Raw genomic sequence first — 15,878 nt, 5'->3', positions numbered from 1 at the left:
TGCGCTCAGGGCTGCCTCGCAAAGTCCACGCCGGTCATCCTCGCCGACCTGCTTTTCTGCCGGGGGTCCGGGGGTTGTCCCCCGGGAAGACGCAGTACTCATGCGTGGACATGCTCTCTGCCGGGACGGCCGCGCGAGCGCGCACCGCCTTGATCTCCTCGGTGTCGCGCAGGGCCTGGGCCACGGCCTGGATCTCCTGCAGCAAGTAGGTGGTGTCGGGGGCGTTGGTGCCGCCCCCGTCCGGGGAGCGCCGCTCGGCCTCCACCGCGTCCAGGATCGTCACGGCCGCGGCGAGGGCCCTGGCCCGGTCGCTTTCGAGGCCGAGGGCGCGGGCGGCCTCGTAGGACCGGGTGGCGAGGTCCTCGTCGAGGCGGCGGGCGAGCTGGAGGAGGGCGTCGCGGATGAAGGTCTCGCGGCGGATGAGCCGCATCTCGGGGGTCGCGCGCAGGCCGAGGGGTTCGCGTGTGCCCGCGACCGTGCGCATCAGCCGCGCCAGGGGCGCCAGGCCGCGGTGGCGGCGGCGGACCAGCCAGCGTTCCCGCAGGTACTGCCCGGCGTGCGGCACGATGAAGCCGACCGCGACGAAGGTGGCGGCGATACAGGCGGCCGAGGGCGCGACATTGGTGTTGAGCCAGTCCAGGTCGTGGCCGGTCCAACGGGCCGCCACGGCGGTGAGTTTGGCCGCGCTGAACAGCAGGTTCGTGGCGAAGCCGATCCCGAGGAAGCGCAGGCCCCAGCGCAGCCACGCGTCGAGGCCGTCGGTGCGGATCCAGTTCCACACCAGCCCGGAGGTGATGAGGCTGGCCACGGTGTGCGCGGTCAGGTAGAGGAGGATCAGCTCCCGCATGAAGGGCGTCGAGGCGTAGTACGTGTCGAGGTCCCGGATCTGTTCCACGGGCACGTCGGCGAGCGCGAACAGGATCCAGAGGGCGGCGACCACGGCGGCGTAGACCGAGACGACCCAGCGGGTCGCGCGGCGCGTCTGGGCGTGGCGTTCGACACGGCCGTTGCGCCAGTGGACCACCAGCAGCAGCCAGGACGCGCACAGCGCGGTGAGCAGCGAGTACACCCAGGGCGCGGCGATGTTCGGGACGCCGGTGACGCGGTTGGTCCAGGCGATGGTGGAGGGGGCCGCGAAGACGAACACCGCGCAGGCGAACAGCAGCAGGCCGCCGACGGCACGCAGCAGCGGGTCCCGCCACAGCTTGAGGATGCTGGGGAGTTTGATCGCCAGGGCGGCGGTCAGTACGGCGGTGGGCAGCCAGAAGGAGACGTACATCCCGCTGAGGAGGTTCCCGGCGGCGAAGGTGTCGCCCACCGCGGCGAGGACGAGGGTGTCGCTCACCGGTCGGTGCCTCTGCGTCCGCGATAGCCGAGGGAACGTTCCACCGGCTCCAGGTGCGGTCGGCCGTCCCCGCCCGCCAGATACGGCCGGAACGCGGCCGCCAGCCGGTGCCCGAAGTCGTCGGCCTCGGCCTCGTCGGTCTGCCGGGAGCCGTTGCGGGCGGCGACGGTCAGGGCGTCCCTCCAGTCGGGCTCGCCGGCCAGCGCGCGGGCCGCGTACGGGCCCACCCCGTGCCGGTGCCCGGCGTGCAGATGCCACAGCTCATGGCCCAGGATGACCAGTTGCTGCACGGCCTCGGCCCGCTCCTCGACGATGATCAGGTCGAAGTCCTGGAACTCGACCCACAGTCCGGTCACCTCGATCTCGTCGGGGAACCGCTCGAAGCGCAGCTCGACGGGGCGTCCGCCGCGCCGCGCGCTCATCTCCTCGCACAGCGCCCGGCACACCGCGCGCACCCCGCCCGGGGGAGTCGGCCTGGCCCGCAGCGCGGTGCCCAGCTCGTCGGCGAGACGGCGCATCGCGGACCCGGTTCTCGCACGCCGCAGCGCCGCGGCGACCCGCCCCGCCCGGTTGCGCGCGATGTCCATCGATCCCCCTTCTCACCGCCGCCCGGCGGCCCGTCCGAGCGTACGCGGCCGGAACTGTCCACGTCATGCGTTCCGATGACCGTTCGTACAAGTGGCAACGACCGCTCCAGCTTCTGAGAATCCTGTCCGGCCCATTGACTGGAAAGCGCTTCCTACTTACGGTCCCGTTCGAAGTTACGGGCGCCCAACGAAATATCGAACAGACGAGACCTCTACTCCGACTGTAAGGGCAGGCAATGGGACGACCTGACCTGAACCGCAGGCAACTGCTCACCGCCGCAGGCGGGTTGGCCGTCGCCGGCAGCTTCGGCTTCGCCGCGCTCGGCACCGGCGCCGACGCGCTCGCCGCCGGCGCGGACACCCGGGTGCGCTACTGGAACCTCTTCAGCGGCGGCGACGGCGCCAACATGATCGCGATGCTGGACGCCTTCCGGAAGGAGCACCCCGCCATCGCGGTCAAGGACTCCACCCTCCAGTGGGGCAACCCCTTCTACACCAAGCTCGCCATGGCTGCCGCGGGCAACCGCGCCCCCGAACTCGGCGTGATGCACATGGGCCGGGTCATCGGCTTCTCCCCGGGCCGCCTCCTCGACCCCTGGGACGTCGACCTCCTCGCCGAGTACGGCGTACGCCAGGCCGACTTCAACCCCGCCCTGTGGAACCGCGGTGTCATCGACGGCAAGCTCTACGCCCTGCCCCTCGACATCCACGTACAGCTCTGCTTCTACCGCAAGGACGTCCTGAAGAAGGCGGACCTGCTCGGCGACGACGGCCGGATGATCCCGGTCACCTCCACCGACGAGTGGTTCGACGTCCTGAAGAAGGCCAAGGCGGCCCAGAAGAAGGGCCTCCAGACCATCGGGCTGTGGACCAACGACCAGAACTTCCAGTGGTGGTTCTTCGTCGCCTTCTACACCCAGCTCGGCGGCGAGTGGTTCAACGCCGACAACACCGAGGTCCTCTTCGACACCGACAAGGCCACCCAGGTCCTGGAGTTCTTCAGACAGCACGTCACCGACGGATACGTCATCCCGGGCGCCCCCACCGGCGAACAGTTCATCAACGGCGCCCCCTTCACCTGGGAGGGCAACTGGTCCGTCCCGGTCTTCTCCGGCGCGAAGCTCGACTACGGCGCGACCCCCCTCCCGCCCGTCTTCGGCGAGCAGGCCACCCACGCCGAGTCCCACGCCTTCGTCCTCCCGCACCAGTCCGGCCGCGGCGGCGCCACGAACGAGGGCGCCCACGAACTGGCCGCGTACGTCGTCAGGCACGCCCTCCAGTGGGCCGCGGGCGGCCACATCCCCGCGTACACGCCGACGTTGAGCACGCCCGAGTACCGGAAGCTGGAGCCCCAGAACGAGTACGTGAGCGCCATGGACCACCAGGCCACCGAGCCCAAGGTGTGGTTCGCGGGCTCCACCGGCGTCCTCGCCCAGGACCTCGGCCCGGTCGTCGTCTCCTCGACCATGGGCTCCGCCAAGCCGGACAAGGTCGCGCAGACGATGAAGAGCCATCTCACCAAGCTCCTCGCCTCGAAGAACCCGATGGACGGCAGGACCGCCGCGCAGGGAGGTGCGGTCGCATGACGACCAGCGCAGAGACCGTCGCCGTACCGGCCCGCGCGAAGACCGCCGTGGCGAGTGCCACCGTCCGCCGCAAGCAGGGCTTCCAGCACGGCGGCTGGTTCATCGCCCCGTTCCTGCTGCTCTTCGCCCTCTTCGTGGTCTGGCCGCTGCTGCGCGGCGTCTGGCTCAGCTTCACCGACGCCAACATCTCCGGCGACGGCGCGAGCTTCGTGGGCCTCGACAACTACCGCGAGGCCCTGAACGACCAGGCGATGTGGGACGCGCTGGGCCACAGCGCGTACTTCACCCTCCTCGTCGTCCCCTGCATCACGATCCTGGCCTTCCTCCTCGCGATGCTGGCCCACCACATCGAACGCGGCAAATGGCTGTGGCGCCTCTGCTTCTTCGCCCCCTTCCTCCTCCCCTCCACGGTCGCCGCCAACATGTGGCAGTGGCTGTTCACCCAGGGCATCGGCCTCTTCAACGAGACCTTCGGCCTCGACACCCCCTGGCTGACCGACAAGTCGTACGCGATGCTCGCCATCGTCATCCAGACCCTGTGGTGGACGGTCGGCTTCTCGTTCCTCCTCTACCTGGCCGCCTTGCAAGGCATCCCCAGCCACCTCTACGAGGCCGCGAAACTGGACGGCGCCAATGCCTGGCACCGCATGGTCCACATCACCCTGCCGATGCTGCGCCACATCACCGGCCTGGTGATCGCGCTCCAGATCCTCGCCTCGCTCCAGCTCTTCGACCAGGCGGTCGTGATGATGGACTTCGGCCCGGGCCCGGAGCTCAGCACCCGCTCCTTCGTCCAGTACACCCTCGAACAGGGCTTCACCAGCTACCGCGTGGGCTACGCCTCCGCGATGTCCATCATCTTCTTCGTGATCATCGCGGCCGTCGCCCTCGGCCGGATGGCGCTGCTGCGCACCCGTGAGGAGGGCACCCGATGACCAGCACCCCGCTACGGCTCAAGTCCCGCAAGCCCTGGACCCCCAGCCAGATCGTCCTGACCCTCCTCGGCGTCGCCGTCTCCGCCCTCTTCGTCGCCCCGATCGCCGCCGCCCTCCTCACCTCCCTCAAGTCCGAGGCGGAGGCCGCCGAGATCCCGCCGCACTGGCTGCCGAAGGCATGGACGGTCCAGGCCTGGAAGTCCCTCTGGGAGACCGGCAACATCGGCAACTGGTTCATCAACTCCCTCGTCGTCTCGGTCTGCGTGACGACCATCGTCCTGACCGTGAGCGCCCTCGCCGGATACGGCTTCGCCCGCACCGAGTTCAAGGGCAAGGCGCTGCTGATGGGCCTGGTGATGTCGGGCCTGATGGTCTCCCCGGCGGTCCTCGGCGTCCCGCTCTTCACCACGGTCCAGCAGATGGGGATGGTCGACACCTACTGGGGCATGATCCTTCCCCAGTGCGCGCCCGCCGCGATGGTCTACATCCTCTACAAGTTCTTCCAGGGCATCCCGCGCGAACTGGAGGAGGCCGCGTTCATCGACGGCGCGGGCCGCTGGCGGGTCTTCTTCACGATCGTCGTCCCCCTCGCGAGGCCGTCGTTGGCGGCGGTAGGCATCTTCACCTTCATCGCGTCCTGGAACAACTTCCTCTGGCCGTACATGGTGACCAACAACCCCGACCTGATGACCATGCCGAACGGCATCGCGACCGTCATGAACTCCTACGGCATCCAGTGGGCCCAGCTCATGGCCGGCGGCCTCATGGCAGGCCTGCCCCTGATCGTCGTCTTCGTCTTCTTCCAGCGGCAGATCGTGGCGGGCGTGGCCCACACGGGATTGGCGGGACAGTGAGAGTACGCAGAGCCCTGACGGCCGTGGCCATGACGACCCTCCTGGCCCTCCTCCCCAACACCGCCCAGGCAGCGGCGAGTTATCCGGATCCCCGCCCCCTCACCGGCCAGCAGATCATCCACGACCCGACCGTCCTCAAGCTCAAGTCCGGCCCGTACGTGGCCTACTCGACCGGCGGCATCATCGGCGCCCGCCTCTCCGAGGACGGCAAGCAGTGGGACGACGCGGGCAACGCCTTCGCGACGCCCCCGAGTTGGTGGTACGAGTACAACAACACGGGCGACCCGTGGGCCCCGGACATCTCCTACAGGGCAGGCAAGTACTGGCTCTACTACGCCGTCTCGTCCTGGGGCACCAACCACTCCGCGATAGGCGTCGCCACCTCGGCCTCCGGCCTCCCCGGCACCTGGCAGGACCACGGCAAGGTCTTCACCTCCGAGACCACCGACGCCTGGAACGCCATCGACCCGGGCATCGTGCGCGCGGACGGCAAGCTCTGGATGGCCTTCGGCTCGTACTGGACAGGCATCCGCATGGTCCAACTCGACCCGACCACAGGCAAGGCCCTCCCCGGAGCAACGGTCGACCACCTGGCCACCCGCCCGGACGCCCCGTACGCGGTGGAGGGCCCGTACATCGTGAAGCACGGCCACTACTACTACCTCTTCGCCTCGTACGACGCCTGCTGCGCCGGAGTGAACTCCACGTACAAGATCAGGGTGGGCCGGGCGACGAACGTGGAGGGCCCATACGTGGACAGCACGGGCAAGCCGATGCTGGAGGGTGGCGGCGATCTCTTGCTGGAGGGCCACGGAAGGTATGTGGGCACGGGTGGCCAGTCGGTGTTCAAGGACCGAGGCCAGGATTGGCTGGCGTACCACTACTACGACGCAGAGGATGAGGGCACGCCAAAGCTGGGCCTGAACAAGCTCAACTGGACAAGAAACGGCTGGCCAATCGTCCTTTAGGGGCGCGGGGCTGTATCCATTTGCGGCTACCGCCGCGTGGGCGCGACCAGCCCCCACAGACCCGCAGAAGAAACTCAACCCCCGGAAGGAAAGCATGAGCACCGCCCGCTTCACCCTCGACCCCGCCTTCAAGATCGGCAAGGTCAACCCCCGTATCTTCGGCTCCTTCGTAGAACACCTTGGCCGCTGCGTATACACAGGCATCTTCGAACCGGACCACCCGACGGCGGACGAGGACGGCATCCGCACCGACGTCCTCGAACTCGTCAAGGAACTCGGCGCAACGGCCATCCGCTATCCCGGCGGCAACTTCGTGTCGGGCTACAAGTGGGAGGACTCGGTAGGCCCCGCAGAGGACCGCCCCCGCCGACTCGACCTGGCCTGGCGCTCCACCGAGACCAACCAGTTCGGCCTCTCGGAATACATCGCCTTCCTGAAGAAGGTCGGTCCCGAGGCCGAACCGATGATGGCCCTCAACCTCGGCACCCGCGGCGTCGCCGAGGCCCTGGAACTCCAGGAGTACGCCAACCACCCTTCCGGCACAGCCCTCTCCGACCTCCGCGCCGCGCACGGCGACAAGGACCCCTTCGGCATCAACCTCTGGTGTCTCGGCAACGAGATGGACGGCCCCTGGCAGACCGGCCACAAGACGGCGACGGAGTACGGCCGGGTCGCCGCCGAGACGGCCCGCGCGATGCGCCAGATCGACCCGAACGTCGAACTCGTCGCCTGCGGCTCCTCCAGCCAGTCCATGCCCACGTTCGCCGAGTGGGAGGCGACGGTCCTCGCCGAGACGTACGACCTCGTCGACTACATCTCCCTGCACGCCTACTACTGGCCGGAAGACGGTGACATCGACTCCTTCCTGGCCTCCGCCGTCGACATGGAGTCCTTCATCGAGAACGTGGTCGCCACCGCCGATCACGTGGGCGCGAAGCTCAAGTCCAAGAAGAAGATCAACCTCTCCTTCGACGAGTGGAACGTCTGGTACATCACCAAGTGGCACGAGATCGAGAACTCCGGTACGCGGGACTGGGCGGAGGCCCCCCGTCTCCTGGAGGACAACTACAGCGTCACCGACGCCGTGGTCTTCGGCTCGCTCCTGATCGCTCTGCTCCGGCACGCCGACCGCGTCACCGTCGCCTGTCTCGCCCAGCTCGTCAACGTCATCGCGCCGATCATGACCGAGCCCGGCGGCCCGGCCTGGCGCCAGACGACCTTCTTCCCCTTCGCCCAGGCCGCCAAGTACGGCCGCGGCGAGGTCCTCGACGTACGGGTCGACTCCCCGACGTACGAGACGAAGAAGTACGGCGAGACCGACCTGCTGCACGCCACCGCCGTACGCGCCGAGGACGGTTCGGTCACCGTCTTCGCGGTCAACCGCAGCCGGACGGAGCCCCTGCCCCTCGAAGTCGCCCTCAGCGCTCTGGACTTGACGTCCGTCGTCGAGCACAGCGCCGTCGCCGACGCCGACCCGGACGCCAGGAACACCCTCGCCGAGCCCGAGCGGGTCGCCCCGCACCCGGTCGAGGGCACCGCGCTCACGAACGGCACCCTGACCGCCGTACTCGAACCGCTGTCGTGGAACGTGATCCGGCTGGCGTAACCAACCAGCCGGAGGGCCAGCGCTCTAGAGCTCAGTGCTCGATGCGCACCTGTGCGGGCGGATACGGCGAGGAGGAGTCCGTGCCGACGGACCAGTACCCGCCCGCACCGGGAACCGACACAAGTCCGTTCAGCAGCACGGGACTTGACGAGACCGGCCCTCGTTCGCTCACCCACGCCTTGCCCTCCCACCGGAGGTGGTGCGCTCGGGTCTGGTCCCAGAAGTCCCAGCCCGCGATGCGGTCCGGGCCGCCCTGTCCGTCGTCGACGATCGCGGTGAGCATGCCGACGGTGAAGGGCGCGGTGACGGAGGTCCACGCGCTCCCGTCCCAGTGCCGGAGGGTGACGGACGGCGGCTTGCCGGGCGGGCCGCCGACGCCGTAGTCGTAGCCGGTCAGCCAGATGTCGTCGGCGGCGACCGGGAGCAACCCGGTGACATACGGACGCAGCCCGGCCGGGACGGGCAGTTCGGTCCACGTCTCGTGGTCCCAGCGGGCGATCAGCGCGGCGTCGTACACCCAGACGTCGCCGTCGGGCGTCACGCGGAGGCCGGACGGGGCGGCCGGGGGCGGGGTCGGCGGCGGGGCCACCCAGAGCCAGCCGTCGCCCTCGCCGACCAGCAGCACGCACCCGTCGCTGTTGCGCCCGGACAGCCATACGTGGTCGTCGGCGTCCAGCGTCACCCCGGTGAGGCTCGTCCCGGGCAGCGCGCGGCCGGTGAAGTCGGACTCCTGCCAGGTGACCCCGTCCCACTGGAGGAGCCGGGAGAGGCCGGTCGTGTCGACGCCGACGGCCCACGCGGCGCCCGCCGAACCGGCGACCGAGCGCAAGTACCCGCCGCCGAAGCCGAGATGGGTGAGATCGAGCCGGGTCCAGGTGCCGCCGTCCCAGACCAGGGCCAGCGGCCTCCCGCGCGTACCGCCGTTGCGGCCCTCCTCGCCCACGGCCCACGCGAGGTCCGGGCCCGCCGCCGCAACGCCCAGCAACTGGGCGGCCGGGGTGCAGGCGGGGGCCGGAACCGCCCGCCAGTCGTACGGACCGGCGACCGCCGTGACCACCAGATCCGACCCGTCCGGCCCGCCCGCCCCCGCCCCGCTGCTCTCCGGGGCGCCGAGGCCCATGGCCGCCCCGGCCCCGAGTAACCCTCCGATGAATCGCCGTCTTCGCACGAGGTTTCCCCTCCTCAGACGTCCTCGGACGCTCCTCAGAAGCTCCTCAGACGTTCTCCACTGGCACTCCGCCCGCCGTCGCGCCCAGCAGGGTCAGCCGTACGTCCTTCGGTCCCGCGTCCGTCGTGCCGTCCGAAAGGACCGCCAGGGCAAGGGTGTTGGTGCCTCGGGTGCGCAGGACGCCGTTCGGCAGGACGAAGCGGTGCTGGGGGCCGACGTCGTTGACGTACTGGCCCATGTTCCAGCCGTTGAGGAAGATTTGCACCCGGTAGGCACGCTTCGGATCGTCGTCGAGGGTGAGGGCGACCGAGGCGTCGGTGCCGGAGGGGACGGCCGTCCGGAAGGTGGTGCGGTACCAGGTGACGCCCTGACGCCGGTCCGTGCGCGGCAGTTCGGCTGATTCCCAGTCGCTGTCGTCGTACTCGCCGGCGGGGAGGTGCCAGCCCTCCCGTTCCCCGTACAGGCCGCCGTTGTTGAGCGGCCCGCGCACCGGGTCGGCCGGGCCCGCGCCCTGGATCCGCCAACTCACCTTGGGGGAGGCGCCCTTGAAGGTGACCTCGGTCAGACCGCGGGCTGTGCTGTCCGCGTCGCGCTGCATGCGCCGGACGAGGACGGAGAGCACATGCTCGTCCCGCTTCCGTGCCTTCTTCGGCACCTCGAAGACGGCGGTGGCCGTCCAGTTCCCCTGCCGGGCCGTCTCCTTGTCCGGCACCGGCATGCGGTGGGTGCCCAGCGGCTTCCCGTCCAGCCAGGCCATCAACAGCCCCTGTGTGCCCGTGCTGTAGGCGAGGGACACCGACTCGACGCCCTCCGACTCGCTGACCCGGCCCCGGTACCAGACGTCGCCGTAAGGGAAGCCGTGGTCGTCCGCGAGGAGCCCGGAGGTCTTCTCGTCGGTGTTCTTCTTGTCGACGGTCTTCTCGCCGGCCTCCGTCCATGCCGAGTCGTCGAAGTCCGGCTCGGACTCGGGGTTTTCGGTGCGCCGACGCCAGCCCTCCAGCACCGGCAGCGTCAACGGCTCGGGGCCGGGGAGGAGTTGGAGGGCGAGGAGACTCGTCGTGGCGCTGAGCCGGGTCGGTACCCGCCGCCCGTTCCAGGTGAGGTGCTCGATGCCGCGCGGCCCCCACACCTCGAACCCCGTCGTCGTGCTCGTGTCGCCGGTGACATGCGCGGTGGCCCCTTCCAGGGTGATGTCCCGCACCAGCGAGGGGCCGTACGCCACGACGGTCCCGGTCGGGGTCTCGAACGGCCACACCCGCATCGCCCAGGCGTCGTCGGCGAACAGGATCAGCAGCGGACGGTCCGAGCCGCCGCCCTCGACCATCAGCCGCGACAGCCCGCCGACGCCGAGCGGCGCCGTCACCCGCAGCAGCCCCCGGTCGTAGATCCACGCCGGTTCCATGTCGAGGCGGGTCGCCTCCGGCTCCTCCGGGCACTCCAGGACGACCTGCGCCATGTCACCGGTCCGGCCGGAGAACAGGGCGATGTCCTGCCGCCCGGCGGCGGCGAAGAACATCAGCTGGGCGGTGGCGTACTTCAACTTCCTTCCGCCGAGCGCGAGTTCGGTGGTGAGCAGCCGGGCGTCATGCGCCGGGACGGTCACCGGCACCTCGATCCCGGCGGCGGGCAGCGGTGTCGAGACATCCTCGGCGGAGTCGTTGCGCACGACGTAGACATGGGAGCCCGTGTCGCGGTTGGTCAGGTGGTGGACCGTCAGCCGGTCGTCGGGGGACGGCACGGACTTCGCCCGGTCCAGCTTCGCGAAGTCCGGGACGTACCGCAGGAGATGACCGAGCGTATGCGCCGGGGCGAGTTCGGCGGTCTGCCGGCGCCCCTCGTCGAGGCCCGCCCCGTAGTCGTACGACGTGTAGACCTGCGGCGCGGGCAGCCAGCCCCACGAGGTGCCGCCGAACGCCATGCCGGCGTTGTGCAGCGTGACCCCGGCGGCGAGGTTCGTGAGGTGGCGGCTCCGCTCGTACGCGGCCCCGCGCGTCCGCCGCTCCTGCTCGTACCCCTTGCCGCCGAAGGGCGCCCCGCCCCACGGGATCCCCTGCCCGGCGTCGGCGTCGCCGTCGAAGGCGTTCGGCACCCAACGTCCGCCGCCGCTCCGGCTGTTGGGGAGGAGGGGTACGTCGATGCCGTCCGCCCGCGCCTTCACGCGCAGGTGGGACAGATAGGCGCCCTCGCCCTGGCTCTCGACCTCGTAGAGCAGGACCGTGCCCCTGCCCCGCGTGTAGAGGTGCCGCACGGCGATCTCGTGGACCCGCGTCAGCCACTCGTCGGCGTACGACAGATACGTCGGGTCGGTGGTCCGGGCCCGGCCGCCGGTCGCTGTCAGCCAGCCGGGGAAGCCGCCCGCGTCGAGGTCGGCGCCGAGGTGGGGGCCGGGGCGCAGGATGACGTACAGGCCGGTCTCGGCGGCTGTGCGGAGGAACAGGTCGAGGTCGCGGACGCCCGTGAAGTCGTAGGTGCCCGGGGCGGGGGAGTGGTGGTTCCAGGCGACGGGGACGCGTACCGCGTTGTAGCCGTGCGCCCGCATCTTCTGGAGGACGTCCCGCCACAGCGACGGGCTCGGCAGCCGGAAGGGGTGCGTCTCGCCCGACCACACGACCAGTCGGCGGCCGTCGACCAGCAGCGAGTAGCGGTCGAAGCCGACCGAGTGCGCGCGGCCGTCGGCGGTGGGCGGGCTCGGCGGAGGGCCCGTGGGCGTGAGCCGGGGCGTGCCCGAGGACGGGAACGCGCCGGCGCTGCCGGTCAGCGCGAAACCCAGCGCCGTCGTGCCGGCGAGGGCGCTGAAAGTACGTCGGCTGAGCTCCACGCGAGCGTCGCCTCCTGTTGTTGCCGTGTTTGCCGGGACGCGAGTGAGGGACCATTCTCCACGCCGTGGGCGACACACCTCACAATGGGAGGCATGAGGATCTCGGCACGGGCGGACTACGCGGTACGGGCGGTACTGGAGCTCGCCGTACGGCAGGGCGGTGGCCCGGTGAAGGCGGAGACCATCGCCGCCGCCCAGGACATTCCGCACAAGTTCCTGGAGGGCATCCTCGGTGACCTGCGGCGCGGCGGTGTCGTCGACAGCCGGCGCGGGGGCAACGGCGGGTACACGCTGGCCCGTGACGCGGCGAAGATCACGGTCGCGGATGTGATCCGGGCCGTGGACGGCCCGATCGTCTCCGTACGGGGCGAGCGCCCCAACCAGCTCGCCTACACGGGCAACGCCCAGCCGCTGCTGCCCCTGTGGATCGCCCTGCGCGCCAATGTGCGCCGCATCCTGGAGGGCGTGACCATCGCCGACATCGCGGCGGACGCCCTGCCGGACCCGGTGCGGGCGCTGGCGGCGGAACCGGCGGCGTGGGAGAACCCCTGAGAGATCCGGGAGAACCCCTGAGAGGTTCCCCTGGAGCCTTTCTAGGACCTGCCCCGGCGGAACCTGTGATTCATCCTCATCGGTGTCTCAGGGCATCCTCAGTTTGACGTCCTAGCGTCACCTCCCGTTCATCCCTACCTCCCCGGTGGGAAAACCAGGAAACGACGAACGGGACCTCCCCACATGCGCACGCTGATACTGCTCGCCCTCGCGGGCCTGGGCGCCCAGCTCGTGGACGGCAGCCTCGGCATGGCCTACGGCGTGACCTCCACCACCCTGCTGCTCGCCATGGGTACGAATCCGGCCGCGGCCTCGGCGACGGTCCATCTCGCCGAGATCGGTACGACGCTGATGTCCGGCGCCTCGCACTGGCGCTTCGGCAACGTGGACTGGAAGGTCGTCGCGAAGATCGGCGTACCGGGCGCGATCGGCTCGTTCCTCGGCGCGACGGTCCTCTCCCAGCTGTCTACGGAGGTGGCGGAGCCGGTGATGTCCCTGATCCTGCTCGGCCTCGGCCTCTACGTCATGTCCCGCTTCACCTTCAAGGGCCTGCCCAAGGAGAACCTCGGCAAGCCGCTGCGGAAGCGGTTCCTGTCGCCGCTGGGCCTGGTCGCCGGGTTCCTGGACGCGACGGGCGGGGGCGGCTGGGGCCCGGTCGGCACCCCGGCGCTGCTGGCCAGCGGCCGGATGGAGCCGCGCAAGGTGATCGGCTCGATCGACACCAGCGAGTTCCTGGTCGCCGTCGCCGCCAGCCTCGGCTTCCTCTTCTCCCTCGGCTCCCAGGGCCTGAACTGGGGCTGGGTGCTGGCCTTCCTGCTCGGCGGCCTGGTCGCCGCCCCCATCGCCGCCTGGCTGGTCCGCCTGGTCCCGCCGCGGGTCCTGGGCTCCGCGGTGGGCGGCATCATCATCGTCACCAACGTCCGTACGCTGCTGAAGAGCGACTGGATCGGGGCGGGCGGCGGCGTGAGCACGGCGGTGTACGTGCTGCTCTACGCGGTGTGGGCCGCCGCCCTGACGTACTCGGTCCGCGCCTACCGTCAGGAGAAGGCGGCGGAGGCCGAGACGCCGGAACGGCAGCCCGTCAGCGCCTGAGAGCTGAGAGCCGGGTGACCGTCAGTCGCTGTTGACGCCCACGGTGAGGGTCGCCTTGTAGCCGTCGGAGACGCTGTCGCCGAGGGCGGTCAGGGTCAGCAGGCCGGAGGAGGCCCCGCCGTCGTCGTAGATGGAGTCGTTCTCCAGCAGCGTCTCCGAAGTGGTGTTGGCGCTGTACGGCGAGGTCGCCTGCACCTCGGTGTTGATGTCCTGGTCGAAGAAGAGCTGACCGGTGTGGATGATCTCGCCGCCGGTGTACGAGTCGTCGGTGAGCGTGACGTCCGTGTGCACTCGCATATGGACGTGCACCGCGCGCGACACGTAGTGGCCCGGCCAGATGGACGTGATGCTGCACTGGCCGTTCTCGTCGGTCATCTGACCGCCGCGCAGGAAGGTGCCGTTGTCGTCCTCCGTGTGGCCGTTGCCGCCCACGAAACCGGAGTACTCGCCGAGGTGGTCGCAGTGCCAGATCTCGACGAGGGCGTCGGCGAGCGGCGCGCAGTCGTTGCCGACATCGACGACGGTGAAGGTGTACTGAACCTCGAAGCCCTCCTTGTCCTCCCGGATGTCCTCGCGGACGAGGGCACCCTCCAGGGAGTACGGACCCTCGGTGACCTCGGCGTTCAGCACGCAGACGCTGCTGGTGGCGGAGCTGGAGGCGGATGCCTCGGTGGAGGCGGATGCGGTGGTGGCTCCCTTCTTCGGTTTCTTCGCCTTGCCGGGGTCGGCGGAGGCGATACCCGCGACCGCGAGACCGCCGGCCACGGCGACCCCGCTTCCGCCGATCAGCACCCGACGCCGGCGGACGCTCTTGTCCAGGCGGTGCTTACCGGATTCCTGCTGCTCGTCGAGCTGGCTGTCGTGCTCGCTGTGGTGCTCGTTGTTTCCCGTCATGCCGAGCGAAGTTAGGGGCCAACCTGAAGAACTCCTTAATGTGCGGCTGTGAACAGGCTGGGAACGGATGGCTCAACGGCCCCTTATTTCCGCAGAGTTCGGACACTGTGAAGAAACTGTGAAAACCGCGTCTGTGAATGGCTTGAGTTCTCCCTGACCGAGCCGTGTGTCTCTCCCTACGGTCCGGGGTGCGAAAACAACCACCCCCCAACCCCCAAGGAGAGACCATGGCTGGTGGACTCCTGCTGAGCGGTGCCGTAGCCGCTCTGCTCACCACCGCGCTGCCCGCCCACGGCGGCCCGTCGGACGCGTTCACCGACCCGCCGCCGGACAAGATCGTCATCAAGGTCGCCACGGTGAACGGCTCGGGCTGCCCGGCCGGTACGACCGCGGTCGCCGTCTCCGGGGACAACACCGCGTTCACGGTGACGTACAGCGACTACCTCGCCCAGGCGGGCGGCACCTCGGACCCGACGGCCTTCCGCAAGAACTGCCAGCTCAACCTGATCGTCCACGTCCCCCAGGGCTTCACCTACGCCATCGCCAGCGCCGACTACCGGGGCTTCGCGGCCCTCCAGTCGGGGGCGAGCGGCACGCAGAGAGCGTCGTACTACTTCCAGGGCTCCTCGAACACGGCGTCCAAGACCCACCCCTTCAGCGGCCCCTACAACGACAACTGGCAGGCGACGGACGTCACCGACTGGGCCCAACTGGTCTGGGCGCCCTGCGGAGTTCAGCGCAACTTCAACATCAACACGGAGCTGCGGGTCAACGCGGGGACGAGTTCCGCGGGCAAGGTCAGCTTCATGACGATGGACTCGACGGACGGGGACATCAGCACGATCTACCACATGGCGTGGAAGGAGTGCCCGGAGTCATAGCGCCGACCTGGCCGACCCAGGGGACGGCGTGAGTCTGGGCAGCCCCTGGCGAACGCGGATGCTCTTGGTGAGGGTCCGTGTTCGTCGGGGGCTGCTTAGCCCGTCCAGGCCGGCGATCTTCTGGCCGAATCTTCTAGCCGATGGCTCCAACGGTGAGGGTCTGCGGTGGGGGAGTGTCTTGTTTTTGGGTCTCCCAAGATTTTCGTAGGTGTTGATCGGCTGCTCGGTTTCGGCCCGGTCGCGCGTTGTGGTCCGGCAGGCTTGTGACGTGTGATGTCGAACTGACGGAACTGCTACCGCACTTGTCGTCGGTGCTGGTGGAGACGGTGGAGTTGGGCCGCTCCCTGGTCAGGATCACGGTGCGGACCCCGGACGCAAGGCCAATGGACTGCCCCGGCTGCGGACAGCCCTCGAACTGGGTCCACAGCCGCTACGTCCGGCACGTCGCCGACGAGGCGATCGGCGGGAAGCCCGTGGTGATCGACGTATCAGTGCGGCGCCTGTACTGCGAGAAATCCGACTGCGCGAAGACCACCTTCGTCGAGCAGGTCGCCGGACTGACCGAGCGCTACCAGCGCAGAACCCCGGCGCT

General features: G+C 69.6%; 14 protein-coding genes. 9 read left to right on the top strand and 5 right to left on the bottom strand.

Annotated features, from left to right (window positions below):
- Positions 1-34 precede the first annotated feature (34 nt).
- Together ABZ928_RS45270 and ABZ928_RS45265 are read right to left on the bottom strand one after the other, a co-directional pair.
- Entirely contained in the window at positions 35-1,279 is a 1,245-nt protein-coding gene (locus tag ABZ928_RS45270) for an MAB_1171c family putative transporter (protein WP_361533483.1), read from the bottom strand.
- A gap of 62 nt (positions 1,280-1,341) precedes the next feature.
- The gene (locus tag ABZ928_RS45265) at positions 1,342-1,932 is read right to left on the bottom strand and encodes a toxin-antitoxin system, toxin component family protein (protein WP_361533126.1); all 591 of its coding nucleotides are present in this window, start codon (positions 1,930-1,932) and stop codon (positions 1,342-1,344) included.
- 236 nt (positions 1,933-2,168) lie between these two features.
- Between ABZ928_RS45265 and ABZ928_RS45260 the strand changes: the two genes are divergently transcribed.
- From ABZ928_RS45260 to ABZ928_RS45240, 5 genes are all read left to right on the top strand, one after another.
- On the top strand, positions 2,169-3,518 hold the full coding sequence (locus ABZ928_RS45260; protein WP_361533123.1) for an extracellular solute-binding protein: 1,350 nt from the start codon (positions 2,169-2,171) through the stop codon (positions 3,516-3,518).
- Positions 3,515-4,453, top strand: a complete 939-nt coding sequence (locus ABZ928_RS45255; RefSeq protein WP_361533120.1) for a sugar ABC transporter permease — start codon at positions 3,515-3,517, stop codon at positions 4,451-4,453. Before ABZ928_RS45260 ends, ABZ928_RS45255 begins: the two co-directional genes overlap by 4 nt.
- Entirely contained in the window at positions 4,450-5,307 is an 858-nt protein-coding gene (locus ABZ928_RS45250; RefSeq protein WP_361533117.1) for a carbohydrate ABC transporter permease, read from the top strand. Before ABZ928_RS45255 ends, ABZ928_RS45250 begins: the two co-directional genes overlap by 4 nt.
- A 29-nt stretch (positions 5,308-5,336) precedes the next feature.
- Positions 5,337-6,275: an arabinan endo-1,5-alpha-L-arabinosidase gene (locus ABZ928_RS45245; protein ID WP_361533480.1), complete on the top strand. Its 939-nt coding sequence runs from the start codon at positions 5,337-5,339 to the stop codon at positions 6,273-6,275.
- A gap of 94 nt (positions 6,276-6,369) precedes the next feature.
- Positions 6,370-7,881, top strand: coding sequence for an alpha-N-arabinofuranosidase (locus tag ABZ928_RS45240; protein ID WP_361533114.1), 1,512 nt, complete (start codon positions 6,370-6,372; stop codon positions 7,879-7,881).
- A gap of 31 nt (positions 7,882-7,912) precedes the next feature.
- Here the strand turns inward: ABZ928_RS45240 and ABZ928_RS45235 are convergent, their stop codons facing one another.
- Complete coding sequence (locus ABZ928_RS45235; RefSeq protein ID WP_361533111.1) at positions 7,913-9,049, bottom strand: hypothetical protein; 1,137 nt, start codon at positions 9,047-9,049, stop codon at positions 7,913-7,915.
- A 46-nt stretch (positions 9,050-9,095) separates the two neighbouring features.
- Positions 9,096-11,867 (bottom strand): beta-galactosidase, encoded by a 2,772-nt coding sequence (locus ABZ928_RS45230; protein ID WP_361533108.1) that lies wholly within the window; start codon positions 11,865-11,867, stop codon positions 9,096-9,098.
- A 93-nt stretch (positions 11,868-11,960) separates the two neighbouring features.
- On the opposite strand from ABZ928_RS45230, the gene ABZ928_RS45225 reads away from it, so the two are divergent.
- Positions 11,961-12,419 (top strand): Rrf2 family transcriptional regulator, encoded by a 459-nt coding sequence (locus ABZ928_RS45225; RefSeq protein ID WP_361533105.1) that lies wholly within the window; start codon positions 11,961-11,963, stop codon positions 12,417-12,419.
- Between the two features lie 183 nt (positions 12,420-12,602).
- A complete protein-coding gene (locus tag ABZ928_RS45220; protein WP_361533102.1) occupies positions 12,603-13,511 on the top strand; it encodes a sulfite exporter TauE/SafE family protein in 909 nt (302 codons plus the stop codon).
- Between the two features lie 21 nt (positions 13,512-13,532).
- On the opposite strand, the gene ABZ928_RS45215 is transcribed toward ABZ928_RS45220, so the two are convergent.
- Positions 13,533-14,405, bottom strand: coding sequence for an intradiol ring-cleavage dioxygenase (locus ABZ928_RS45215; RefSeq protein ID WP_361533099.1), 873 nt, complete (start codon positions 14,403-14,405; stop codon positions 13,533-13,535).
- Positions 14,406-14,632: 227 nt separating this feature from the next.
- On the opposite strand from ABZ928_RS45215, the gene ABZ928_RS45210 reads away from it, so the two are divergent.
- Both ABZ928_RS45210 and ABZ928_RS45205 read left to right on the top strand, forming a co-directional pair.
- Entirely contained in the window at positions 14,633-15,286 is a 654-nt protein-coding gene (locus tag ABZ928_RS45210; protein ID WP_361533096.1) for a DUF4360 domain-containing protein, read from the top strand.
- Between the two features lie 311 nt (positions 15,287-15,597).
- On the top strand, positions 15,598-15,878 hold a 281-nt coding region (locus ABZ928_RS45205), incomplete at its 3' end, for a transposase family protein (RefSeq protein ID WP_361533477.1).

Origin of the sequence: Streptomyces sp. NPDC046909 (assembly GCF_040644695.1) — a bacterium.
Lineage (GTDB): Bacteria > Actinomycetota > Actinomycetes > Streptomycetales > Streptomycetaceae > Streptomyces.
This window is presented reverse-complemented; position numbering and strand designations above follow the sequence as displayed.